The organism is Paenibacillus sp. sgz302190, from assembly GCF_059820445.1.
The window spans coordinates 63338-87581 of the sequence record NZ_JBZYAO010000011.1 but is presented as its reverse complement, the minus strand read 5'-3'; the positions used below and the strand labels follow the sequence as shown (position 1 = coordinate 87581).

At 51.3% G+C, this 24244-nt stretch carries 17 protein-coding genes and 1 pseudogene; 3 read left to right on the top strand and 15 right to left on the bottom strand.

The features are described from left to right. Positions 1–395: 395 nt before the first annotated feature. From AC6RNO_RS14505 to AC6RNO_RS14490, 4 genes are all read right to left on the bottom strand, one after another. Positions 396–1787, bottom strand: a complete 1392-nt coding sequence (locus tag AC6RNO_RS14505) for a DUF4179 domain-containing protein (protein WP_497105836.1) — start codon at positions 1785–1787, stop codon at positions 396–398. Positions 1788–1793: 6 nt separating this feature from the next. Next, entirely contained in the window at positions 1794–2315 is a 522-nt protein-coding gene (locus tag AC6RNO_RS14500) for an RNA polymerase sigma factor (RefSeq protein ID WP_488436155.1), read from the bottom strand. Between the two features lie 169 nt (positions 2316–2484). Continuing rightward, entirely contained in the window at positions 2485–3726 is a 1242-nt protein-coding gene (locus AC6RNO_RS14495) for an MFS transporter (protein WP_497105835.1), read from the bottom strand. A 39-nt stretch (positions 3727–3765) separates the two neighbouring features. Further along, on the bottom strand, positions 3766–4221 hold the full coding sequence (locus AC6RNO_RS14490; RefSeq protein WP_474681817.1) for a CBS domain-containing protein: 456 nt from the start codon (positions 4219–4221) through the stop codon (positions 3766–3768). Positions 4222–4415: 194 nt separating this feature from the next. Here AC6RNO_RS14490 and AC6RNO_RS14485 point away from each other — a divergent pair, with 194 nt between their 5' ends. Then, positions 4416–4829, top strand: a complete 414-nt coding sequence (locus AC6RNO_RS14485; protein WP_474681818.1) for a MarR family winged helix-turn-helix transcriptional regulator — start codon at positions 4416–4418, stop codon at positions 4827–4829. 242 nt (positions 4830–5071) lie between these two features. Here the strand turns inward: AC6RNO_RS14485 and AC6RNO_RS14480 are convergent, their stop codons facing one another. From AC6RNO_RS14480 to AC6RNO_RS14460, 5 genes are read right to left on the bottom strand one after another with little or no spacing between them, the layout of a single operon-like run. Beyond that, complete coding sequence (locus AC6RNO_RS14480; protein WP_497105834.1) at positions 5072–5794, bottom strand: UTRA domain-containing protein; 723 nt, start codon at positions 5792–5794, stop codon at positions 5072–5074. Between the two features lie 10 nt (positions 5795–5804). Next, entirely contained in the window at positions 5805–6818 is a 1014-nt protein-coding gene (locus tag AC6RNO_RS14475) for a sugar kinase (protein ID WP_488436158.1), read from the bottom strand. Beyond that, positions 6811–7566 carry a 2-dehydro-3-deoxy-phosphogluconate aldolase gene (gene dagF / locus AC6RNO_RS14470; protein WP_497105833.1) on the bottom strand — a complete coding sequence of 252 codons (756 nt, stop codon included), beginning with the start codon at positions 7564–7566 and terminating at the stop codon, positions 6811–6813. Before dagF ends, AC6RNO_RS14475 begins: the two co-directional genes overlap by 8 nt. Next, complete coding sequence (locus tag AC6RNO_RS14465; RefSeq protein ID WP_497105832.1) at positions 7559–8671, bottom strand: DgaE family pyridoxal phosphate-dependent ammonia lyase; 1113 nt, start codon at positions 8669–8671, stop codon at positions 7559–7561. The genes dagF and AC6RNO_RS14465 overlap by 8 nt, the downstream gene beginning before the upstream one ends. After that, positions 8649–9749, bottom strand: a complete 1101-nt coding sequence (locus AC6RNO_RS14460; RefSeq protein ID WP_488436161.1) for an amidohydrolase/deacetylase family metallohydrolase — start codon at positions 9747–9749, stop codon at positions 8649–8651. Before AC6RNO_RS14460 ends, AC6RNO_RS14465 begins: the two co-directional genes overlap by 23 nt. Before the next feature lie 151 nt (positions 9750–9900). On the opposite strand from AC6RNO_RS14460, the gene AC6RNO_RS14455 reads away from it, so the two are divergent. Further along, positions 9901–12234: a helix-turn-helix domain-containing protein gene (locus AC6RNO_RS14455; protein WP_497105831.1), complete on the top strand. Its 2334-nt coding sequence runs from the start codon at positions 9901–9903 to the stop codon at positions 12232–12234. A 63-nt stretch (positions 12235–12297) separates the two neighbouring features. Here the strand turns inward: AC6RNO_RS14455 and AC6RNO_RS14450 are convergent, their stop codons facing one another. The 6 genes and pseudogenes from AC6RNO_RS14450 to AC6RNO_RS14425 form a co-directional block, all read right to left on the bottom strand. Next, a complete protein-coding gene (locus tag AC6RNO_RS14450) occupies positions 12298–13317 on the bottom strand; it encodes a glycoside hydrolase family 130 protein (RefSeq protein ID WP_488436163.1) in 1020 nt (339 codons plus the stop codon). 76 nt (positions 13318–13393) lie between these two features. Next, the gene (locus tag AC6RNO_RS14445; RefSeq protein WP_497105830.1) at positions 13394–16576 is read right to left on the bottom strand and encodes a glycoside hydrolase family 38 N-terminal domain-containing protein; all 3183 of its coding nucleotides are present in this window, start codon (positions 16574–16576) and stop codon (positions 13394–13396) included. After that, a pseudogene (locus tag AC6RNO_RS14440) lies at positions 16573–18827 on the bottom strand (glycoside hydrolase family 3 N-terminal domain-containing protein). Before AC6RNO_RS14440 ends, AC6RNO_RS14445 begins: the two are co-directional and overlap by 4 nt. Before the next feature lie 206 nt (positions 18828–19033). Continuing rightward, complete coding sequence (locus AC6RNO_RS14435; protein ID WP_497105829.1) at positions 19034–20623, bottom strand: type 2 periplasmic-binding domain-containing protein; 1590 nt, start codon at positions 20621–20623, stop codon at positions 19034–19036. 122 nt (positions 20624–20745) lie between these two features. Beyond that, complete coding sequence (locus AC6RNO_RS14430; RefSeq protein ID WP_497105828.1) at positions 20746–21657, bottom strand: ABC transporter permease subunit; 912 nt, start codon at positions 21655–21657, stop codon at positions 20746–20748. A 19-nt stretch (positions 21658–21676) separates the two neighbouring features. Continuing rightward, positions 21677–22630 (bottom strand): ABC transporter permease, encoded by a 954-nt coding sequence (locus tag AC6RNO_RS14425; RefSeq protein WP_474681829.1) that lies wholly within the window; start codon positions 22628–22630, stop codon positions 21677–21679. A 308-nt stretch (positions 22631–22938) separates the two neighbouring features. On the opposite strand from AC6RNO_RS14425, the gene AC6RNO_RS14420 reads away from it, so the two are divergent. Continuing rightward, positions 22939–24219: a glycoside hydrolase family 125 protein gene (locus AC6RNO_RS14420; RefSeq protein WP_497105827.1), complete on the top strand. Its 1281-nt coding sequence runs from the start codon at positions 22939–22941 to the stop codon at positions 24217–24219. Positions 24220–24244 lie beyond the last annotated feature (25 nt).

The window sequence follows — 24244 nt, the reverse complement described above, 5'->3', positions numbered from 1 at the left end:
TGGCCTACTGCTGCTGGCCAGCGGCCGCATCCTCCTGGCTGACGCCAATGCCTTGGCCTATTGCCTGCGAAGGAGCCTATGAATCTGTTCCACCAGAACTCGTGAACCCGACTGCCGAAGCTGGCGAATCTGGTCCGCCACACGCAGAAAACCTGCGAAAGTGCAGGCTTTTTCTGTACATGGGGTTCATTTTGAGGAAAAGCCTGCAATTGTACAGGAATTCCCGACAAAAATGGACCTGGGCCCGCTCAGCAGCTAAAAAAACTGTACTTTTGCAGGAATTCTGTGCCTATAGGGGTATTTACGAGCAAAAACCTGCACAATTGCAGGAATTTTTCGCAGCCCCAGCCCCCCTCCTCCCAAAAAATGAGAAACCCTCTATACGAGACTTAAAATTATGGAAGAGAAATGAACATTTCAAGATCTTTTAGCGGTGTTCTCGGGATCGGGTCTTGGACAATCAGGCTAATTGTCTGCTCCGGCTTTAAAGCCGGGAATTCCCGGACAAACGTATACTCCCCTTTATCGATGGCACGTTCGCCGAGCATCCGCCATTCCTTCCCGTCCTCCCCCTGCAAGCGTAAAGCAGAATCGTCGTGATCGGACCGCCGCTCACCCGAGCTTCGGTAAAAGACGAGCGTTTTTTCGGGAAAATACTCTATACTCGTCAGTTCCAAAGCGGCAAGCGGCCCGCGCTGAACAATGATGGGAGCTTCCTTTGTCGGAATGCGGTCCATCGGCACCACTCGCGTTCTGACGCCAGTATCTTTCGGAATCAAGTAAGAGCGGATTGCCAACGATTTTGGAAATTTACCGGTGGGTCTATAGCTCATTTTCCACTTGAAGATTTCGGTCTGCCCTTCCTGGCTGTTAATAGTCGCACCGCTTTGAATAAAATCGAGAACTTCTCCGTTTTCGTCTGTAATTTCCAGCAACGGGAAGGATTCCGCTATTGTCGCTTTTTCATCGCTCGGTGTGATTCTCGTTTCTCCGATGAGGTCGATGAACGTTTCGGAATAGTTTACTTTTTTTACGGTAATCTGCAAATGATTTTGGCCGGCGGTTTTCATCATATCCAGAGTGTGCACTCCCGCACGGAGCATATCCATGCTAACAGGGAAAGATAAATTCCATTTCCCCGCTTTGTTTATCGTATCTCCGTTTGCTGCCGAATAACCGATACGGCCTATCGATACGTTCATTTCAAACCGTTCCGGCAGCCTTTTCAGCAATGTGTCGTCCGCATCCGTTTCTATGACTCCGGCAAACTGATGATCGTTTACCAACACGCCTCTTCTTGCTGCAGCCCGAAATGTTTGACCGTTAACATTAAACTCGATATCGTATGGGGTTACACTTTCATTTTTAAAAGCATCCGCCGTCTCCAGCGTATAGCTGGCAGTAAGATTGTAATTGTCATAGTAGACCTCCGAAATTGTGATCGTAATGCCCTGATCCGTAACCGATTGCTGCACTTCGGAGATCTGTCCGCCTTGATCGGGATGTTTTTCTGAAAAATAACTTATAAATGAGAAGACGGATTTGATAAAAGCAGATTGCGCCAAAGTTGGCGTCATGGAGGCCGAAATAAGCAGCATTCCTAGCGAAACGAAAGCGATGGCTGCAGTCCAACAGCTATATTTTAGCGCATTTCGAAACCGGGGCCGGGGTACAATCGATGGGTTGCGGATTGACCGATTCCAGATGCTATCGAAGGATGCAGCAGGAAACTCATGATCAAATTGTTCGCCCAACATTTTGCTAATACGAGAATTGCGCTCATCCATGTCCAATCAACCTCCGAATTCTTTATATGTTTGAATGTTAAAATCGCCATTCGGCATTTTTCTTCGCAACGATTTTAACGCGGTATGTAATCTTGATTTACAAGTTCCGATCGGGATATTCAAAATTTCAGCAATTTCCGTCAGCTTCAATTCCAGATAATAGTGTAAAAAAATAATTTCTTTGCTTTTGAATGGAAGATGATTGACTTCGTCCCACAATTCTTGATGCTGTTCTTCTTTTACCACAAGCTCTTCAACCGTTTCAGCCTTGGGCTGTCCATTCCACAATTGCGACCATTGCCGCTTGCGCAGCGCCTTTCTCACCGTATTTAACGTGATTTGGTAGATCCACGGTTGAATGGGCCTCGCCGTATCATATTGGGAATAGTTTTGAAATACTTGAATAAAAGTGTCCTGAACGATATCTTCAGACAACATCCGCGATTTAGTCAGGAATAAAGCTAGTCTGAAAACGTAGGCCGACTGTTCCTCATAAATGCGCTGCGCCTCTTCCCGGGAAATATTCAAATCAATCACCCCCTCTACTTCTTAATGTATATATCCAAAAATGTTAGAAAAGGTTCGGTCCCCCCTTTCGACTTGGCCGGAGTGCCGTGAAAAAACAAAAAAATCGCCCCCCACCCGGGACAAAGCCCAAAGCAGAGAGCGATTTTTTTAAGCGTACGCGGCCGAATGCTCAATGACCCGATCCGGCTTGATCGACATGCTTCACATGCTTTTGGTTCACTAAGATGAACAGCACGGAAGCAAGAACAAATACCGCGCCTACGAGAAACGGAACTTGCGGATTGTACCACTCCGCCAATTTGCCGGCCAGATAAGGAGCAATCGCCCCGCCGATGAAGCGAAGAAAGCTGTACGCGGCCGACGCCGTCGACCGTTCGACCGGAGCCGCGTTCATGACAGCCGTCGTAATGAGCGTGTTATTGTTCCCGAGCAATGCCCCGGCAAAAATGACAGCCGCGATAATAATCCATTGCGTCGACGTCCAAATGCCCATAACAGCAAGCACCAGAGCAAACGTGGTCAGCATCGCGCACATCGATTTGACGGTTCCGAACCGTTCCTGCAGCTTCGGCGCCATAAATACGGAAGTCAACGCCAGCAAAATGCCCCAGCCGAGAAATACGAAGCCTAGACCGTGCTCATCCAGACCCATGACAAAAGGCGCGTAAGCAAGCAAAGTGAAAAAGCCGAAATTGTACAGCCCCGCGGCGATGCCGAAAATCAAAAGTGAGCGGTGCTTCAAGGCGCGGAACGGGTCCAGCAGCGATGTTCTCGAGGCCGTGGCTTTGGGCGCGCCGGATTTCGGCATCAGCGTAACGAGGCCGATGAAAGCGACTACCATTAGCGTTGCGACGCCAAGAAAAGGGCCTCTCCACGAGATGCCCCCCAGCCAGCCGCCGAGCAGCGGGCCGACCGAAATGCCCAGCCCAATCGCCGCTTCATATAAAATGATCGCTTTGGCGGTGCCGCTTTTCGAAAGGGATACGATCGCGGCCAGCGAGGTCGCGACAAACAGCGCGTTGCCCAACCCCCAGCCGCCCCGCAGCCCGACAAGCGTCGAGATATCGCCCGATAAACCGCCGAGCGCCGAAAATAAAGCAATCAGCACAATGCCGGCAAGGAGTGTCCATTTGATGCCGAGCCTTGACGATACCATGCCGGTAATCAGCATCGCCACCGCCATTACAGCGTTATAGCTGGTGAACAGCAGAGTAACCTGGCTTTGCGAAGCTTGCAAATTTTTGGCGATGGCAGGCAAAATCGGATCGACAAGACCAAGCCCCATGAAGGCGATGATACAGGCAAAAAAGACAGCCCATACGGCTCTGGGCTGCTTTAAAATACTTGTTTCTTGCAAGGGTGATGCGGTTCTTGCCGCTTTTGATTCCATGGAGTGCGTTGTAGATGACATGCTTTTTTTCTCCTTTTACCATTGAGAGTTTCCGAAATTTTACAAGATCGTTTTGAAGGAATGCCTGATGACGTCGCCGCGGCTGACGATGCCGACCAAAACTCCGTTACGCTCAACGGGCAGCTTTTTGATATGTCTTTTTCCCAAAATCGCGGCGATATTTTCAATCTCCTCGTCCCATGCAACTTTGAAAACTTTTCGTTGGGCAACATCCATCACGTTCAAGTTCAGCAGCGTTTCCACACGTTCTTCGAATTTTTGATCATCGCCGTTGACGACAAAAACATAATAAAAAGAACCGATCACCCGATTCTCATGCTTGCCGATATACCGCATCACATCCCCGTCGCTGATGTAAGCGACAATTTCATTTCTATCATTGACCACCGGCAGGCCGCTGATCCGATGCTCGATAAACTTTTCGATGACAGACCTTACCGTGTCGGTTTCCTTCACTTTGTACACCTGGCTAATCATGATATCATGGGCTTGCATAGACAATCCTCCCTTCGCAGATTGCTTTCTCCCAAAACAAGTTGTATGATGAAACTATATTATAATTGTATTATACAACTATATAGAATGATGTCAATACGATCATTTTTACAGGAGTGATTGTAGTTCAAAACCGAATGCGCGTATGATACTATAGCTTTTAGAAAATATTATAATTATGAGGTCGAACAGCAATGAATGAAAACCCTCTGGAAACCATTTCTTTGGAAATGGCCATCCTCGTCCGCCGAATCACATCGATTAAACCGTATAAAAATCTCGACCGGGCCGCTTATTTGTTGCTGCATCAAATCGCTTCTCACGGATCGGCCGGAGTAAAGGCATTGGCGGATGAATTCCACCTGGACATTTCCACCGTCAGCCGGCAAACGACGGCCCTTGAGGAAAAGGGGTATGTCTACCGAATCCCCGACCCCTTGGATAAAAGAGCGTATTCGCTGCAGATTACGGAGCTCGGCATGAAAGAATTGACCGAGAGCAAAGAAGCAAAAGTAGCCAGAGTCAGCGAGCTGCTGGAACATTGGTCCGAGGAAGAACGCCGCATGTTCGGCCAGCTTTTGAAAAAGTTTAACCGCACGTTTTTATAAAACCGGGTCGCCATCGCACCGGCATCTGCAAAAAGGCTGCCCTTCAAAGTAGTGCATCTACTTCGGGGGCAGCCTGTTCGGCGTTCTGGCATTTTACGAGAAAGCAAGGTTATACTGAATCTGACCTGAATACAAAAAAGAAGAGTTCTCTCGCAAAGCAAATGTGCTCTATGATAGCTCTTCCTTGCGCAGCCAGCTTGCTGCTACACGTATGGAATATGTGGGCTTGCTCCCTATTCTGCTCAAGCATCGTAGCTGACCAAATAAGGGTGCAGCTGCGTGTTGTAAATTCCGATGCTGTATTCAATAAGATTGCCTTCGCTATCCTGAGAGCGTCGCAGCCGTTTGAGCACAGGCGCTCCCGGCTCCAGCCCTAGAATGACGGCGGTCTCCGCCGCTGCCGTCTCTACCAGAAAGCGATCGTGGAAGCTTTCCAGCGTGATTTTCTTCTCCTCCAGCCATTCATACAAGGAGGAGAATAAGGCGCCTTCATCGTTCTCAGCCTGTACGAGTGCCACGTCCGGCGTAATGTAATGCTGAAAATGAATATAGGGCTGCTCATCCAGCAAATACAGCCGCTCAATGCGTTGGCAGCTCTCGCCGAACAGCTCCAGCAGTTCAGCGTCTGCCTTCGTATTCACCATCTCTGCTCCGAGCAGCCGTTTCTCCATCCGATGCCCCTGTTCCACCAGCAGCTCTGTGAAGCGCTTGCCCTTGGACAGTTTGGAGGAGGACGTATTGCGCAGCACGATTGTGCCTACCCCGCTCTTTTTCTCGACGTAGCCTTCAGTGGACAGCTCACGGATGGCATTGCGCACCGTCATCTTGCTTACCTGAAACTCCTGCTCCAGCAGCGGCTCCGCCGGGATGTTAGTCCCCAGCGGGTACACTCCGTGCATGATCCGATCCTTGATAATTTTTTTGATTTGCAAATAGAGCGGACCCTTTTTTCGCGAAATGGACACCGGATGTCCCCTACCTTTCCACATCTCCTGTTTCGTTATGGATAGCCTTCTCTATATCCTCGCGCGTCGACAGCGGCGTATCTCCCGGAATCGTATGTGCCAACCTTGCAGCTGCCGCTGCAAATTCAACCACCTGCTCCACAGGAAACCCGCGCAGCAGGCCGTCTATAATACCGCTGGCATAAGCATCGCCCGCTCCTACGCGATCGTGGACAGAGAAGCTATGCTCCTTGCCCATAACGAGACGCTCATTGCTGAATATAAAGCCCTTTAGCGAATGAGTATTGTCTCCATTAATGCGGCGATGAGTGCCCGCGATCGTCTGGATATCATATTGTTTCGCCACTGCCGGAAGCAACTCCTTCAACTGCTGCTCCCGCTCAAGCGCAGCTGTCGGCATCCCCAGCACAAGCATGGCATCTTTTTCGTTCATCATGACTATATCCGCAAGCTGCAGCATCTGCTCATAATGACCTTTTGCGCGCTCATAGCCATCTTTTCCCCACAGCGTCGGCCGATAATTGCAATCAAATACAATCTTCCGTCCCTGTCGCTTGGCTTCCCGGGCAAGACGAAGCATGCTGCTGCGCACCTGATCGTTCATTGCCAGCGAAATGCCGCAAAAGTGGAGCACCTCCACCTCTGCGACGGCTGCCGCCAGCCGCTGATCGCCGAACGTTGCCGTATTGAAGCTGCTGCCTAAGCGGTCGTTGTACGTTACCTTGCTTGCCCTTGCGCCAAATCCCTTCTCCAAGAAGTACATGCCCAGATACTGCCCCGAGCGCATAATATGACGGATGGACAATCCCAGCTTGCGCAAATTCGCTACGGCCGCCTCGCCCAACGCATTGTCCGGCAGCGCAGAAATGAGATAAGTCTCATGACCATACCGGGACAAAGCTGAAAGTACATTGACACCGCTGCCCGAGAAGGAATATTTAAGCTGATTCTCCTGCGCAAGCGTACTGTAGCCAGGTGTTTCAAGCCTCATCATGACCTCGCCGAACGCAGCAATTTTACTCATATTTATCCACCAATTGCTTGAGAGAATCCAGCAGTTGCCTTACCTGCTCAGGTCTTGTTTCACCAGTAGCCGAGTCAATAATCGAAGTGTACACGTGTGGAATAACTTGAGGCACACCGGCCTTCAGTGCAATCTCCAATATATCGGAAAAATTGTCCAGATCAATGCCGCCAGTAGGCTCCAGCGCAAATCCCGCCTCGGCGCAGGCCGCAGCCACAGCACGGTACTCCTCCTCGTAACGCAGCCCATGCATCGGATAATACTTCAGGGCATTTCCGCCCATATCACGAACCAGCGCAATAGCCGCTTCTACAGGCACAATCGCCTTCTGCTCCAGTGGCGCACTGTGGACGCCGGTTGAAATATTCACATAGCCTGCCTTGCCGCATGGAGATACGAGCGCATTGATCCAGCCCGCACGCTCCTTAAGGTTAGCTCTGGTAGCTCCTACAGCAGGGAAAATCTGATTGATGTGCGCGCCCTCATATTCCCGGACGATCTCCGCCACAACCGCCGCCTGGCGGTTGTCGCCTGCGCCCAGTCCAATCGATACCGCGTCCTCAATGTGCGCTCCATGGGCACGCATGGCCTCCACAGCCGCTTCGACGGTGCTATAGCTTTTGGACAAAATCCCAACGACGACATGTCCTTCTGCCGCAGTGAAAACCTGCTTGGTATTTTCCAATGATCCTGTCAGCACATTAAGTGCCGCCCTGTTTTTGTATAGACGCTTCTCCAGCTTAGACATGTGTTGCCCCTCCTACAATTTGTTGTATCCGCTCAATGATAACTTCAAGATCATCTCCCTGAAGGGAGCGCGGGTCCAGATCAAAGTAACCTTGGCGCACGCCATAATCCCGTGTATACACCGCAATGTCCCCATCACGAAGCTGATCGTTCGCCTCAGCTGCGCTAATACCTGCGACAGATGCATCCAGCCGAATCCTGCCTCTGACGATAGAACGTCCAGCCTCATCCTGAACGATAGTCACATCCACTCCCGGCAAATCCGACAGCACCTTCAGCTGCTCCAGAGTCTGCTTCTCCTGCTCGCTTTTATCCTCCTTGACCACATATTCGTCAAGCGCGGCCAGCAGTCCAAACACAACCTCCTTGCCCACCTTCATGCTGCGACCGATTCCGTGAAGCTGCATGCGTACCCAATCCACATACAGCCTGCGACCTGCCACAATCCCCGAGGTTGGTCCTTCTATAGCCTTGGAGCCGCTGTAGATGACCAAATCCGCAAGCTTGACGTAGCTATACAGATCCTCCTCCGCCGCTGCATCCACAATGAGCGGTACCCCATGACGCTTGGCTACTTGCTGCGCTTCCGCCAGGCTGATCATATTTTTTTGCACGCAATGATGTGATCTGACAAACAGGATAGCCGCGGTGCGCTCGCCAATCGCCTGCTCAAGATGGTCCGCTCGTCCTTCGTTTGCGTAGCCAACCTCGACCAGCCGCCCCCCGCCTAAATAAATCATCGTTTCCACCGGCACCCCGTATTGGACATTATGTCCCTTGAACATAATGATTTCATTTTTCAATATGGAATCCTGATGAAGCCGAAGGGAGGCACGCTCCGCCCCTCTTGTCACAACAGCCGCAACAGACAACGCGATGCCGCTAGACGCCGAATTAACAACGACCGCTCCCTCTGCCCCCATAACCGAAGCGACATGCTCGCCGGAACGCTTTACCAGCTCAGCGATTTCAACATAGCTCTGACCGCCTTGCTTCATCGCCTCCATCACGTTATCCGTCGGTGCGGATACGCCAAGAATGCTCATGCGCCCACTGGCATTCACCACTCGCTTGAGGCCATATTTAGATTGCAATGTAATTGCCATTTACAACTACCCCTTCCGGTCTGATATGCTGCATCCCCAGACGAGTTTCTCCCTCTGAGTCTGTCAGCGGCACCTGTTCTTCTTGCACGGTAAATATCGTTAAATTGGCTATGTCACCCTTCTGTATCCGCCCGAGCTCCGGACGCTTCAGCCAGCTTGCGGGCCTGCTTGTCACCCGTGCAATCGTATCTTCAAGCGAATAACCAAGGAGAAGAAATTTGTCAAGCGTATGCGCCATGCTGTACACAGGCCCATGCAGCCTATTGCCGCGATAGATATCCGTACTGATCGTATCTGGTGCAAACCCTGCCGCGCGCGCGCGCTCCGCCACTTTGAACGAGAAGCTTGCCGTGCCATGGCCGACATCCAGCAGCACTCCGCGCTCCATTGCGGCGACAAGCTCGGGAATCGCTCTCCCCTGCTCGTCAAACAAGCCGTTAGCCTTGCCGTTGAAAGCATGCGTAATGACATCATTGCCGCGCAAATAAGGCAGAATCTCTGTGATAGAAGGCGGCCCCGAGCCGATGTGCAGCATTAGAGGCAAGTCCAGCCGATCAGCAAAGCCGCGAACCAGACGCAGCGGTTCAATTCCCTGTTCTTTGACTACGCTGCTGCTGACTCTCGCCTTCAAGCCCACAATAAACTCGCCATACCGCTCGGCCGCTTCACGCAGCAGCTGCTCGTTTAACCAGGCCAACTGCGAGAGCTCATCCGTCCGTGTCAGGCCGATATGCGATACATTCAGCAGGGCAAGCACATGGGTCTGCGCTTTCTGGCTTGCTGCATGCAGACCGCCGATGCGATCGGCTCCGCAGCTGCCCGCATCCACAATGGTGGCAACGCCCTGTGCTATGCCAATCTCGTCGATTTCATCTCCGTACGGCTCCAGGGCGGCATCCGCGTGAACGTGCAAATCAATCCAGCCGCTGGAAACGTAGGCCTCCCTGCCATCCATTCTGCAACCTGCCGCATCTGCCGGGAGCTGTGGCGCTATATCGATAATCCGCCCTCCGCTGACTACAATCGCCGCCTTCTCGCCTGACAATAGCCTGATATTGTGCAAAATAAAATCCTTCACTTCATCTCTGCCCCTCTCTGGCTCATTAACCCTATGCCCATTCGAAAAGCTGCTGCCTAACTATTTTTCAAAAAACAGCTTAACACAATCTAGCATTAAAATAAATATAACGTTATAATGTTTAAATGGATGAAGAAAAAGGAGCGTTCTTGTGCATCATTTCAAAATAAAAGCAAATACACTGACTCAGTACATCAGCAAATATTGGAGCCAATACAAGTCGCGCCTGTTGTTCAAATATGCGGCTTCATACATTGTCATGTTTCTGGTTCCGCTTACAGTCGTAACGATCTTTATTTATGAAAATGCAGCCTACAATTTGCGCTCTGAAATTGAACGGGCCAATCTTAACCAATTGACGCAAGTCAAGCTGACGATTGATGGCCATATGTCTGATCTCTACGAAATCGCCAGCCGCATATCCTATGACGAGCATTTGACTCCCTATATGATGAGCGATCCCTATCGCAGTCGAGAAGGCATCAACACGCTCGCGAGCTACACGGCCAACAGCAGCATTGTGGAGCAGCTCTTTCTCTATTACCATGACAGGAATGAAATCTATTCCTACGAAGGCATGACCAGTCCTACAACCCTCTTCAACCGGGTGTACAAATATCATAATTGGAGCAGCGCAAGCTTGGTGAAAGCGCTTAACGAATCCGTTGTTCCACTTATTCGTCCCGCCGAGCCTGTCTCCATTTATTCGCGGGAGGAAGCTCTGCTTACACTGCTCATCCCGATCAAGCCCAATGATCCCTACCCGTACGGAGCGGTCATGTTTCTGCTCAAGGAAGCCAAGCTTACCGGTCTTATGGACACCATACTCAACCAGTACAAGGGCAACAGCTACATTCTGTCCCCCACCGGCGAGGTGCTGACGTCCAATACGAACGGCACATCGCTCTCTAGGGAGGCGCTGACTGACATTGCAGAGCTTGCGACAGGCATTTACAGTATCCGTCTGGACGGAGAAGCGCAATCCGTCGTTGCTGTCAAATCCACCGAGAACGGCTGGAGCTATGCGACCACTATGCCGACCTACCAGTTTTTTGAGAGTGTGGTTCACATCCAAACCCTGATCATGCTTGTATTTGCTATCGCGGCTCTGACCGGCATTGTGGCGGCCATTATTTTGGCGAGACGCCAGTATCATCCGATCAAAAATCTAATCGACTTTGCCAGGCTGCAAACGGGCGGCCGTGATGAAGCGCTCAAGGTGCGCAACGAATGGGAATGGATCACCCAGACCTTTCGCGACTATAAGGCGCGTATTCACTGGCAGACGCCGTTCGTCCGCAATCAATGCCTGCTGCTGCTGCTGCTGAAGCACGGCAAACCAAACGATCCCGAGATTGAACGGATGATCATGGAAACGGGTCTTGAGCCGCCTGATGCCGGAGGAGCTTATTTCTCGGCTGTGCTCTCATGGGATTCTCCGCAGGAAGATGAGCCTGGGCAGCCGGATCATATGCTGCAGCTGGAGTTGCTTAGCCAGCTGTCATTTCCAGAGCTGGGGATTCAAGTATACGGCGTCGAATTTTCCGTCCGTGACCGTTTTGCGCTTATGGTGCTGCTGCCGGACCAAAGCCCCGAACTGCAGGAGGCTGCGATTAACCGCCTTTTTGAGGACATTCGGGCGATGCTGCTGGAGCAGACGGATACGCTGCCGCATATAGGCGTGGGCACGATTTATCCCAGCTTGTCAAAGATCAACCAATCCTTTATTGAGGCTTCCACCGCTCTTGATTATCGGAAGCCGGGAGAGCCGGGCATCACCTTCTTTGATCATCTCCAGAATAAGCAGGCCGTGTCGCAGGAAACGTTCTGGCTGTCCAAAAAAACGATCCTTAAGCTGGAGCAAAGCCTAAAGCAAGGAAACGAACCGCTAGCGCAGTCCATGCTGTCCGGCATGGTGCAGGAAATCAAGCAGGAGTCGCTTTCGGTCCCAATATTGCGTCTTATGTGCTTCGACATACTCAACACGATTTTACGAACCGCAGCCGATTTGGGCATGGGCGATGTGTTTGGCCGTGTGCCTGCGCTCGCTTCCTTTGACACGCTCGAGGAATTCGAGAACAAGCTGGCCGTACTGGCCGGCGAGGTTTGCAGGCAGGTCAACCATCAGACGGAAACGAGCCAGCCCTCATTGATTGATGATTTAGTTGCCTACGTCGACCAGAACTATGCTGATTATACGCTGAGCCTTGAGCATATTGCCCTGCGCTTTTCGGTATCCACTTCTTATCTTAGCCGTAGCTTCAAAGAAAAAACGGGTATGAATTTCACACATTATATTTGGCTGCTGCGCATGAACGAGGTGAAACGACTGCTTATCGCTACCAACGATCCGCTCCAAATTATTATCGAGCAGGTGGGCTATCTGGACGCTCCGAACTTTATCCGCAAGTTCAAGAAGGACAGCGGGTTGACCCCGGGGCAATTCCGCAAGCAGCATTGTCAGAGCAATACCCCTTCCTATTAGCAGCCCAAACAGACCAGGGGCAAGTGAATGGCCGCAGCCGGATCACTTGCCCCTACTATGCTGTTATTGCGCCGGCTCGTTCAGAATGTACTCTACCAATTCATCCAGCGGCACTGTGGCCAGTGCAATCGCCGTATCGGTCACGCCATAATAAATGTATAACAGCCCATCCTTGACGACATTGCCTGTCGGAAAGATGACATTAGGAATTTGAAAGCCGAACTTCTCATAATAAGCCTCAGGCTCCATAATGAAATGACGGGTACGCGCGATCACCTTCTCCGGGTTTTCCAGATCAAGCAATACAGCGCCAACACGGTACACGATCTCCTCGTCCACGCCATGATACAGCACAAGCCAGCCCTTGTCAGTCTTGATTGGAGGTGTGGAGCCACCGATTTTGCGGGATTCCCACTCCGGATTTTCCCCCTTGATAAGCAGCTTTGGCTCCTCCCAATGGATCAGATCCTCGGAATAGGTAATCCACATAGCCGCTTTTTCTGTCCCGTACTGCTCGCCTACATATTCCTCCGGACGGCGAAACAGGACGAACTTGCCGTTAATTTTCTCAGGGAACAAAATATTGTCGCGATCGTTAATATCCAGCGGCGTAGTGTCAGCAACAAACTCCCAATCCAGCAAATTCTGCGATTTAAGAATGGAAGAGCGAGTCAGCCAATGCCCCTCCTGCTCCCCCCATCCATCCGGGTACTCGGGAATGGATCTGGCAGGTACGCCAGCGCCTGTCGGATAATAGCTCATCGCACACGGACGCAGCGCATAGTTCAGATAGAAGGTACCGTCAATCTTGACCAGACGCGGGTCTTGTACGCTTCCATAAGGAAAACCGAGCATATCCGGCGTTACAATCGGCTCGTCCTTCACATGGGTGAAGTTCACGCCATCCTCGCTTTCCAGCAAGCCTAAAAAGTTTTTGCAAGGCGTCAGCGACTCCGCGGTTCTTTCAATCATATAAAATTTATCGTTATCAATGATAACCGCCGGGTTAAAAACCGTTACCTTCCGCCAGTCATATCCTCCCGGCACAACAATCGGGTTGTTCGGATGCCTCGTAATTTGCATGGTCGTTCTCCTCCTGCCAAGGCGCTCTCCCTCTCAGTTGCCTATATGAACCACTGTTTTCCGAGAGGACGCCGAGTTATAATGATGTCGTTATTTTAATCGTTTTGATCTCAAAGGGCTTGAAGCTTAGCCGGAGTCCGTCGCCGCTCATCGTCAAGTCCGCGAGTCGATCCTCCAGTATATTGACTTCCGTGACAGCAAACCGCTCACCGGCGGCAAGCAGTTTTCCGCTTAAGCCGATAATAGCTTCCGAACGGCCGCCAGCTGCTTCATACAGCCGCAATACGATTCCTGTGCCGTCCTCCGCCGGCTTCACCGTATCCAGAATGACCTGATCGCTTGCAAGATCAATCCATGAATGCTCGAAGCCTAGGCTTTCCTTGACGGTAGCGGAAGTAGAATCAGCCTTAATCGCCCGCAATGGCTCATTGAGCCCGGCTGCGACACGAACTGTCTGGGCCTGCTGCCAGCTGCCTTCATGCGGATATAGCGCATAAGTGAACACATGCTCGCCCCGATCGGCTCCCGCATCCGGCCAGCCCGGTGCGCGGAGCAGCGACAGCCGCAGGACGGCGTCCTTAACGTCATAGCCGTACTTGCAGTCATTCAGCAGGCTTACGCCATATCCATGCTCGGACAAATCCGCCCAGCGGTGGCCGCATACCTCATATTGCGCCTGCTCCCAGCTTGTGTTGCGATGGGTCGTGCGCTCCAATGCGCCAAACGGAATTTCATAGGTCGCTTTGCCGCTTACCAGCCCAAGCGGGAAGGCAGCCTTAAGCAGCTTATGATTCTCCCGCCAATCGACGTAAGTACGGAATTCGATGCAGCGATCATGAATCGGGATGATCATCTTCTGTCTGATCCACGACTGGCTCAGCTGCCAATTCAGCTCGATTACGATACGGTCCGTGTTATGCTCCAGTATCCGCCAGCCCGTCAGCTGTTGCGCGTCTGCGCGCTTGCTCTCGTAATCATGTGCAATGTCCCATGCATCCCACAGCAGCGGCGTATCATGGAAAAGCTGCAATTCGTTGCCGCGCCGCCCTGCCTGCAGCAGCTCGCGATCGCAAGACTTGTCGTACAAACGACTGATAAGCCCTTGCTCATCCAGTTCAATCGTAAAATAATCGGTTTCAAATACGCCGATGCCAATAGATTTATCAGCTTCCGCAGCCTGTTGCTGTTCCGCATCAGAGCGCATATCCTGAGGATCGCTATTCACCGGGCGCAGCCAGAACGTTTTGCAGCCGAATGCAGGAATCGTTCCCGTCCGCACAGCTAGCTGTGCAGCTTCTCCCGGCTGCAATGGGGCTTCTATACGACACAACAGCTCGCCATCCGCATCATAAGCCGCCAGCTGTTCCATTACTGACTGAAGCGGAATGTACACCATTCCATCCCTTGCCCAGCCAAGGCTATTAAAAGCAACGTAGGCAACTCCCTCGTTCTCCGCTTGCATACGGCCGGCCAGCATCCCCATTGCTTCCTCCAGAGCAGCATTGCCCAGTCTCATAATCTCCTCATACTGCTTGGATGAGGTTTCGTACACTTCCGGAATGGAGGTGCCTGGAATAATATCATGAAACTGATTGAGCAGCAGCAGCTTCCAGCCTTCTTCCAGCCGCTTCCCGGCTTGACTTTGGCGCTGCGGGTCAAGCAGGCCGGAGAGGCTTAGCCACACTTCGGCAGCGCGATACAGCTGCTCGGCCTGACGGTTGCTTCGCTTGTTCTTGGCATGTGTCGTATAGGTGCCACGATGCAGCTCCAAATACAAGTCGCCATGCCAATCCGGCAGCTTGACCCCCCTGCTGCTTATACCGTCAAAAAACTCGCGCGCAGTCGAATACATGGCCTGTGGCTGGCCAGGGATACAGGCGGAGCGCTCGATGTACTCCAGCATTTCATGCGTGACTCCACCGCCCCCGTCACCATGGCCATACAGCAGCATCAGCTCGTCGTGCCGGTCCCTCTCTTTATAGGCCTGCCAATGCTCTTGCACATCCTGCGGACGAGTATGCTCGTTCAAGCCGTGATTCTGATAAGCCACAATGCCGGTGCCGTCAATGCCAACCCAGTTGAACAGCGTATGCGGGAACTCATTCGTATCATTCCAGCCAAGCTTGGTCGTCATGAAATAATCGATCCCGGCCTGCTTAAGCAGCTGCGGCAGCGACGCGCAGTAACCGAAGGTATCGGGAAGCCACTCAATAGTGGAGCGCCGACCGAACTCTTCCTCATAGAATCTTTGGCCGATCAGGATTTGACGAACAAGCGACTCTCCGCTTGGTATATTCAAATCCGGCTCAACCCACATGCCGCCTACGAGCTCCCAACGTCCTTCAGCAATCCGTCGCTTGATGTTTTCATACAGCTCCGGGTAGTTTTGCTTAACGAACGCATACAGAATGGGCTGGCTTTGCGAATAATAAAAATCCGGATAACGATCCATCAGCGCGCAGACGGTGGAGAAGGTGCGGCTTGCCTTGCGGACGGTTTCCTTTATCGGCCATAGCCAGGCAATATCGATATGCGATTGGCCAACCATATGCATCAGACCGTTATTGCCGCATGCTTGCCGCGCAGCCTCCGCTGCCTTTCTCAGCTCAGCGTCCGCCTGCTGGCAAGCGGACAGATCAATGGAACTATCTCCGCCCGGCTCATACAGACTGGCGATAGCTTCCTCCAACGCCAATAATAGCTGGGTACGCTGCAAGTTTCCTTCTGGCAGCAATGCTGCCGATTCTTGTACCGCACGTACGGTATGAAGCAGCTGGTAGACTGGCCAATTGACCTGTACCAGCGAGACCGAAACGCCGTTGATCGGCGGCTTTTGTCTGGATTGCCGGTTAAGCGGATCTACCGGCTCAGGGATTGGATCATACAGCTCGATCTCCAGATCAAGCTCGTCGCCTGCTTGACAAGATTTCGGTAGCGGCACAAACCAATGATTATTATCCAGACCGTGATAGGGCGCTCCGCCCAGTCGCAGCAGGCCTTCGCCGCCGCCATAATACAGAAGGGCGGCCTCTCCTGCCTGCCAGCCTTCAGGCAATGCAGCCTGATGACGCAGCATATAGGTTGTGCCATGCCCGTCATTAAGCTGGGCAAGCTCGGTCAAAGCCCAGCCTTCCGAGATAGGCTCATAGACTCCAGGCTCGATATAACGCAGCTTATTTAATTGCCAATGGGTTAGCTGTATGTGCTCCAGCCATTGCCGCTGCTCCAGCCAGCGGACAAAACGATGAATGGATTTCAAGATAATCTCCCCTCCGAACTGACGCTCAGCGGCGCCTCCAAATAATGTAAGCTGCTTGACCCGATCATAATCGTGAAATCGCCGTCCTCGACTACTCGATGCAACTGCTGGCCGACAAACTCCAGCTGTTCCCTTCCAATGACGAAGCGCACCTGCTTGCTCTCTCTCCCGGCTCCAGCCAAATTTTTCGGAAGCCCTTGAGCATTTTTTGCGGGCGCGTAACCGTGGCTGCATGATCTGTAACATACAGCTGCACAACTTCTTGCCCCGCCATTTGGCCGCTATTTCGCACGTTTACAACCGCCGCCGCATAACCGTCTTCGTCTGCTGCAGCATCCTCGATTCGCAGCTCTGCATATTCAAAGCTTGTATAGCTAAGCCCGTAGCCAAACGGATATTGCGCTTCGAAGTCCATTTCCAGATAACGTTTACCCCGTGTACGGCGCTTGTAATAGTAGACTGGCAATTGTCCAACATGTCTAGGAATGCTCACTGTCAGTTTGCCGGATGGATTAACGTCACCGAACAGAATATCGGCGAGAGCATGCCCGCCCTCTTGTCCCGGGTACCAGGCCTCAACAATCGCATCGGCCTGTTCCACGATCCACGGCTCGACAATCGGACGGCCGTTTATATAAACAACGATAAGCGGCTTGTCCAGCTTGCGTAATTCCTTCACCAGCTCCAGCTGTGAGCCGAGCAAGTTTAACGTCATTCTGTCAATGCCTTCTCCGCACTCCATATCGCTCTGAGCGTTGTCGGTCACTACAGACGCGCCCGTCCCCAAATCGATGGTTCCCTCGCCAAAGTCCCGGGCGCTTGAGCCTCCGATTGCCACAATAATGGCATCAGCCTGCTGTGCACAGTCGCTCGCAGTTGCGAAACCTTCCCGTGCCTCTTCCTTAATGCGGCAGCCGGGAGCATACAGAACACGTTCCCGTTCCCCGTCGAGCGCAGCTCGCACACCGTCCAGAAGGGTGGAGATTTGGCCTTCCTCCTGAGGCGAAGTATAGTCTCCCAATTGATTATATGGAGCATTGGCGTTGGGACCAATTACAGCAACCTTGCCTATATTCTTGTTCAGTGGCAAGGTTTGACGCTCATTCTTCAACAGTACAATACCTTCAACCGCCATTTTGCGAGCCAGCTGCTTGTGCTCCAAACTGCCGATGACCTGCGCTGCCTTCGCGGGATCGACCGTAGGACGGTCAAACAATCCCAGCTCAAACTTCAAGCGCAGCACTCTCAGAACCGCTTTATTCAGCGTCTCCTCGCTGAGCAGCCCCTGTTCAATCGCGGCCAGCAGATGCTTGCTGAACATCTCTCCGGACATCTCCATATCCGTTCCGGACTCCAGCGCCAGCTTGACCGCTTCCTCGCCGCTGGCTGCGACATTATGCCCGTTCACAAGCATCCCCAGCGCACCGCAATCCGTAATGACAAAACCGTCAAATCCCCACTCCTGCCGCAGTACCTCGTTAAGCAGATAAGGACTGCTCGTGCATGGAATGCCGTCAATTTCATTGTAAGCCGTCATAATGGAGCGTGCTCCGGCCTCAACCGCCTTGCGGAAAGGCAGCAAATCGACCTCATGCAGCTCGCGCAGCCCCATATGCGCGGGCTGTGCGTTGCGTCCGCCTTCTGTGCTGCCATAACCTGCAAAATGCTTGAGCGTTGCAAGCAGACTGTTCTCGTCAGCAAGATCCTCGCCTTGCAGACCTTCAACTGCCGCAACTGCAAACTCGGAGATGAGATAAGGGTCCTCGCCAAAGCACTCCTCTGTTCGGCCCCACCGTGGATCGCGGACAACATCAAGCACCGGCGAGTAAGTCACGGCGCCTCCCTGACTGCGAGTTTCCAGAGCAACCGCACGGCACATCTCTTTGTACAGCTCTACATTCCAGGAGCTGCCCAGCAGAATCGGTACAGGGAATACCGTCGCTCCGATCGCCATATGTCCATGTGAGCATTCCTCGCCGAACAGCACGGGAATCCCGAGGCGGGAATGCTGCATCGCATATTCCTGAATGTCATTGATAGCCTTGGCCCCCTGCTCGGGAGACAGTCCTGTTGCAAGCGTAACTTCTGTCCAGGGATCTGCCCGCAGCACGCCGTACAGCGAACCAACCGCTCCTTGCCGCAGCTGCTCCTTGAACTCGTCTGTCAGGCGGATGCTTCCATCCTCCTGCTTCTCATAGCATTTCCAGCCAAAGGGCTGTATCAATTGTCCGATTTTTTCGGGGATCGTCATGCGAGCGAGCAGCCTCCTGCGCCTTCCTCCCCGCTTCAGCCTGCCTGTTGTCTTTGTCCACCTGGAAGCACACCTCTCCTAACCATCGGATTTCATGCCATATGCCGTTTGCGGATGAAGCCGCAGCCGGCGAATGCAATCCATCTTGATTGTCTTTTTATCTGATAGCCTTGGTTCGCTTGGAATAGCTGTTTAAGCTCTAATCGTTAGCTTTGCTTCCATCTGTCATAAGCGGCTTGATAGATTTGGCTCATGCGATTGCCGCCCATTTTGGTTACAGTCGCAATATATTTATCCCATTTGTCAAACGTATCAGCGCCCGTAATGAATTTGGCTTCCATTTGACGTACATACGTAGTCAGATCCGAGGTCAGCGTTGTTACCTCCGCTTGCTCCTCTGCAGTGAGGAACAAAGTAGGGTATGGAATCCGTGAGCCATTATCCAATAGCTTGGTCTTGGATTCATTCGCAACCCACTCATCAAATTTGGTGGTCAGTCCCCGTTGAATTTCAGGAATCGAAATCGTCGGTGCTGGAATACCGTAGTTCGGCGTTAGCGTTGCACGATAATCTTCACGGTCTCCGCCGCCAGGAACCGGCAAATATTTCTTGCTCAAGCTGTCGCGATCCGTGTACTCCCACAGAACGCCCTCAGGCCCTTTGTTGAATAGCATTGCGCCCTCATATCCATAAATGTAGTCCACCCAACGCATCGAAGCTTCCGGATAAGCGTTGGTTTTGGAGATGGCAAAAGCTCCAGTCGTTACGCCTTTGCTCTTGGCGATGACAGCCTTGTCCACCATCTTACTCTTGACCGGCAGGAACATTGGATCATCCGTGCTCGGCTCGCCGCCCAAGGTCATGTAGGCATTCCAATCGGAGAACAGCGCGACCCGATTGTTTTGGGCCTTGGCTTTTTTCTGCTCTGCAGTCTGCGAGAACGTCTCGTGATCCAGCAGATCCTCCGTCCACAGACGGTTCAGGAAGATCAAATACTCCTTATAGCCATCCTCAATTGGCGTGTAATGAACGACGTCTCTATCGTCGACATAGATTTCTTCCTCGTAAATACCGTAGGCTCCAAGCAGCCATGTGCGAATATCACGCAGATTGACGGATGTCAGCGGCACCTCGTCGGCAGCCCCGTTTTTGTTCGGGTCTTCTTCCTTTACACGCTTGAGGAACGTGTACAGCTCCTCCGTTGTCTCCGGCAGCTTATCATAGCCAAGCGCCTTCAGAAAATCGCCGTTGTACCACATCGGATTGCGGTACCATGGCTGATTGAACTCGATAACCGGCAAGGAGTAAATATGACCGTCCGGAGCCGTAATGGACTTGCGCACCTCTGGATAATCCTTCAGTACCTTTTTGACGTTTGGAGCGTAGTTTTCAATCAGATCCTCAAGCGGAATCAGAATTCCCTGCTTGCCGTAATTCATTTGCTCAGCAGGAGTAAGCCCCGCTGCGTAGAATACATCCGGATATTCACCGCTGGAGAAAATAAGGTTTTTCCTCGTATTAAAGCTTTCCTTCGGTGCATTATTAAATACCATCTTGATGTTCGTAAGCTTCTCCATCTCCTGCAGGACTTTCATATCCTTCCAATTCTGAATGCCGACATCAGGCGCTGTCAGCGTTAACGAAATCTGCTCGTTTACAATCGGAAAGCCTTCCTTCGCTACCTTTACCTCAACCTCTGCCTTTTGCTTGTCATTCGACGTTTCGCAGCCCGCCAGCAAGCCTGCCGCTAGAGCAGCAGACAACAGCGCTGCCGCGCCTTTTTTCTTGTTCTGCATCGTAAATCCTCCCTTTTTATATAATCATAACGCTATAACAAATGATTGCGAAATAACTGGCCTCACCAAGCAAGGCAAAGCCCGTACTCGTATGCATCTATTACCATCTTGTGACGGTGATTCTAGCCTTTGACAGAACCGATCATGACCCCTTGAACAAAATATCGCTGCAAAAACGGGTACAAAACGACAACCGGCAGGGTCGATACGATAATAACGGCATATTTGACCAATGAGGCAATTTCAGCCTTGTTGTTCATAGCCTGAGCAATGTCGCCACTGATGGCCGCCCCCGTCGTTTCCGCCGACATCTCCTGCAGCACCAATATTTGGCGCAGCACCATTTGCAGAGGATATTTCATTTCATCATTCAGGTATATAAGCGCCGGAAAATAGCTGTTCCAGTGGCTGACGCCATAGAACAAGGCCATAACGGCAATAATCGGACCGGACAACGGCAGCACGATTTGGAAGAACAACCGCAGATTCGTACAGCCATCCATATGCGCAGCCTCCTGCAGCTCCTTCGGAATCGTGGAGTGGAAGAAGGTTCTGGCCACAATAATATTCCATACGGATGCCGCAACAGGGAGAATCAACGCTCCCATCGAATTGATCAGCCCCAGATTTTTGACTGTCAGATAGAGGGGGATCAAGCCGCCATTAAAAAACATCGTGACGAGAAACATCGCCATAAAAAAGTTGCGTCCCACAAAATCGGAGCGACTGAGGGCATAGGCTGCCGGCAAAGTGATGGCCAGGTTCAGCAATGTCCCAACTACGGTGTAGAGGATTGTGTTGCCATAGCCGTTCCATATTTTAGGATTCGAAAAAACAAGCTTATAGCCATCCAGCGTCAGACCTTTGGGCAGCAGCCACATTTCCCCCGAATTGACGAACTTTGGCGCACTGATCGAAGCGCTGACGATATAGATAAGCGGATATAGCACAACAATGAGCGCAAGGGCCAAATAAACATAGTTTGCTGCCAGAAACAGCTTGTCCGAGGTGGATCTTCTCATCGACTTCACCATTTTAAACCTCTCCTTTCCTTTACCATAAGCTTGTTGCACTTGTACGTTTGGCAATTTGGTTCACCGTAATCAACATGAGAGCATTAACAATCGAATTGAACAACCCTACGGCAGTTGAGAAGCTGTATTGTGCGCTTACGAGACCTGATCGGTAGACGAAGGTCGAAATGACATCTGAGCTTTCCAGATTCAACGAGTTTTGCAGCAGTAAAATTTTCTCGTAGCCAACACCCAAGATATTGCCTGTGTTCAAAATCAGCAGGATTGTAATGGTCGGTATAATGGTTGGCAGGTTAATATGAAGCAGCCGTTTGAATCTGCTTGCTCCATCTACAATGGCCGCCTCGTGCAACTGCGGATCAACCGCTGATAGCGCAGCCAAATAAATGATCGTTCCCCAGCCTGTATTCTGCCATACGCCAGAAATAACATAGACCGTCTTAAACCAAGCAGGATCATTAAGAAACTGCGGTGCATCGATGCCAAGTGCCTCAAGCCCGCGAATAAGCATCCCGCTCGACGGAGAAAGGAATGAAATAATCATCCCGGTCATGACCACGATAGAAATGAAATGCGGTGCATAAGTAATCGTTTGCACGCTTTTCTTGAAATAACCGTTGCGGATTTCATTAAATGCCAATGCCAGAATGATTGGCAGCGGAAAGCCTAGGGCCAGCTCATAGAAACTGATACTCAGCGTATTCCAGAGCAAATCCCAAAAATAATGCGAATTAAAAAACCGTTCAAAGTGCTGAAAGCCGACCCACTCACTGCCAAAAATACCTTTGGACGGAACGAAATTTTTGAATGCAATTTGAATTCCGTACATCGGTCCATAGTGAAATACCGCAAAATATACAAACGCGGGAAGCATAAATAAGTACAATTCCCAGTTTTGCTTCATTCGCTTGGCGATCCCGCCTGATGCTCGCAGCGGAGGCGTCCGTAAAGCCTGCTGTCCTCTACCGTTCATTTTCTGATGCCCCTTTCCTGTTCCTGTACCACTCTGCTACACATTATAGGCAGGTACCTGAGCAGGATAAAATATGTGGTATTTGCAGCAAACGGCAAAAAAAGGCCAAACCCTTTATGTTACTGGGTTTGACCGCTGTACCATAGCAAATTTAACACGCTTACAGCAAAGCGTTGTAAGCGCTTTTGTGTTGTTTTTGAACCCATTTCCTGGCCTGCAAATTATACATATTGCCGTTCTGATGACCTTGTGCCATCCTGTTGGGTAAGTCAAGTTAGGACATGACCAACTTTCAGGAGGCTAATAAAATGACATTGCCAAAATCGATTACAACTTTTCTGGAGGAAGCCGACAAGCGTCTGGCCCATCGTCCCAAGCTGCAGCAATTATTTCGAAATACGTTCCCTAACACACTAGAAACAACAACCAAATTATTGGATGACGGTACGACGTTTGTATTCACTGGAGACATACCAGCCATGTGGCTGCGTGATTCAACCGAGCAGGTTCGCCATTACATTCCGTTTGCCAAAAACGACGAGCAGCTGCAGCGCATCATCGGCGGTCTGATTGCCAGACAAATCTTCTATATTAATATGGATCCGTACACCAATGCTTTTAATGAAACGGCCAACGATCGCCACTATCGCGACACCGACGATTGCAATTTGAATCCATGGATGTGGGAGCGCAAATACGAGCTGGACTCGCTTTGTTTTCCCGTTCAGCTTATATACTCCTATTGGAAGGAAGCGGGACAAAGCGATATATTCACCCATGAATGTTATCAAGCCCTCACCTCCATCGTCGAAGTCATGATCACTGAGCAGCGTCATCAAAAGCGTTCCAACTATCATTTCATCAGGCAGACCAAACAAGAAACAGAAACTCTGCCGAACGATGGACACGGCATGCCTGCTAACTACACGGGGATGACATGGTCGGGCTTTCGCCCTAGTGATGATGCCAATGTGTTTGGCTATAACATCCCTTCGAATATGTTCGCTGTCGTTGTGCTGGGCCATATTATCGAAATTGCCACCGAGATTTATAAGGATGAGCGTCTTGCAGAGCGGGCAGACAAGCTGCGTAGAGAGATCGATTTTGGCATCCGCCATTACGGTATCGTGAATCACCCGACTCATGGTCAAATCTACGCTTATGAAACGGATGGCTTCGGCAATTATTGCCTGATGGATGATGCGGGGACACCTGGGCTTATCTCCATCCCTTATATCGGTTATGTAGGCACGGACGATCCGATTTATCAGAATACGCGCCGCTTCGCCCTAAGCTTCGATAATCCGTTCTACTTTGAGGGCAAGCACGCCAAAGGCATAGGCAGTCCCCATACCCCTGGCGGCTATGTATGGCATATGGCACTCTCCATGCAGGCACTGACCTCTGATAATGAAGAGGAGATCAAAGAGCTGATTCAAGTGTTAATCGATACGGACGCAGATACCGGCTTTATGCACGAGGGCTTCCACCCGGATAATCCGGCAGATTTCTCCCGTGAATGGTTTGCCTGGTCCAACAGCTTGTTTGCGACCTTGATTGTCAAGGCGATGGACAAAAATTTCATTTAATCTTTAAAGACGAACGCAGCCTCTT

What these genes read in the sequence shown, in the direction of transcription:
- dagF (WP_497105833.1), bottom strand. Translation starts at nt 7,566, where the DNA reads ATGTCTAAGCTGGAGAAGCGTCTATACAAAAACAGGGCGGCACTTAAT.
- AC6RNO_RS14425 (WP_474681829.1), bottom strand. Translation starts at nt 22,630, where the DNA reads ATGAACGGTAGAGGACAGCAGGCTTTACGGACGCCTCCGCTGCGAGCA.
- AC6RNO_RS14430 (WP_497105828.1), bottom strand. Translation starts at nt 21,657, where the DNA reads ATGGTGAAGTCGATGAGAAGATCCACCTCGGACAAGCTGTTTCTGGCA.
- AC6RNO_RS14465 (WP_497105832.1), bottom strand. Translation starts at nt 8,671, where the DNA reads ATGGCAATTACATTGCAATCTAAATATGGCCTCAAGCGAGTGGTGAAT.
- AC6RNO_RS14485 (WP_474681818.1), top strand. Translation starts at nt 4,416, where the DNA reads ATGAATGAAAACCCTCTGGAAACCATTTCTTTGGAAATGGCCATCCTC.
- AC6RNO_RS14435 (WP_497105829.1), bottom strand. Translation starts at nt 20,623, where the DNA reads ATGCAGAACAAGAAAAAAGGCGCGGCAGCGCTGTTGTCTGCTGCTCTA.
- AC6RNO_RS14420 (WP_497105827.1), top strand. Translation starts at nt 22,939, where the DNA reads ATGACATTGCCAAAATCGATTACAACTTTTCTGGAGGAAGCCGACAAG.
- AC6RNO_RS14495 (WP_497105835.1), bottom strand. Translation starts at nt 3,726, where the DNA reads ATGTCATCTACAACGCACTCCATGGAATCAAAAGCGGCAAGAACCGCA.
- AC6RNO_RS14475 (WP_488436158.1), bottom strand. Translation starts at nt 6,818, where the DNA reads ATGAGTAAAATTGCTGCGTTCGGCGAGGTCATGATGAGGCTTGAAACA.
- AC6RNO_RS14490 (WP_474681817.1), bottom strand. Translation starts at nt 4,221, where the DNA reads ATGCAAGCCCATGATATCATGATTAGCCAGGTGTACAAAGTGAAGGAA.
- AC6RNO_RS14505 (WP_497105836.1), bottom strand. Translation starts at nt 1,787, where the DNA reads ATGGATGAGCGCAATTCTCGTATTAGCAAAATGTTGGGCGAACAATTT.
- AC6RNO_RS14450 (WP_488436163.1), bottom strand. Translation starts at nt 13,317, where the DNA reads ATGCAAATTACGAGGCATCCGAACAACCCGATTGTTGTGCCGGGAGGA.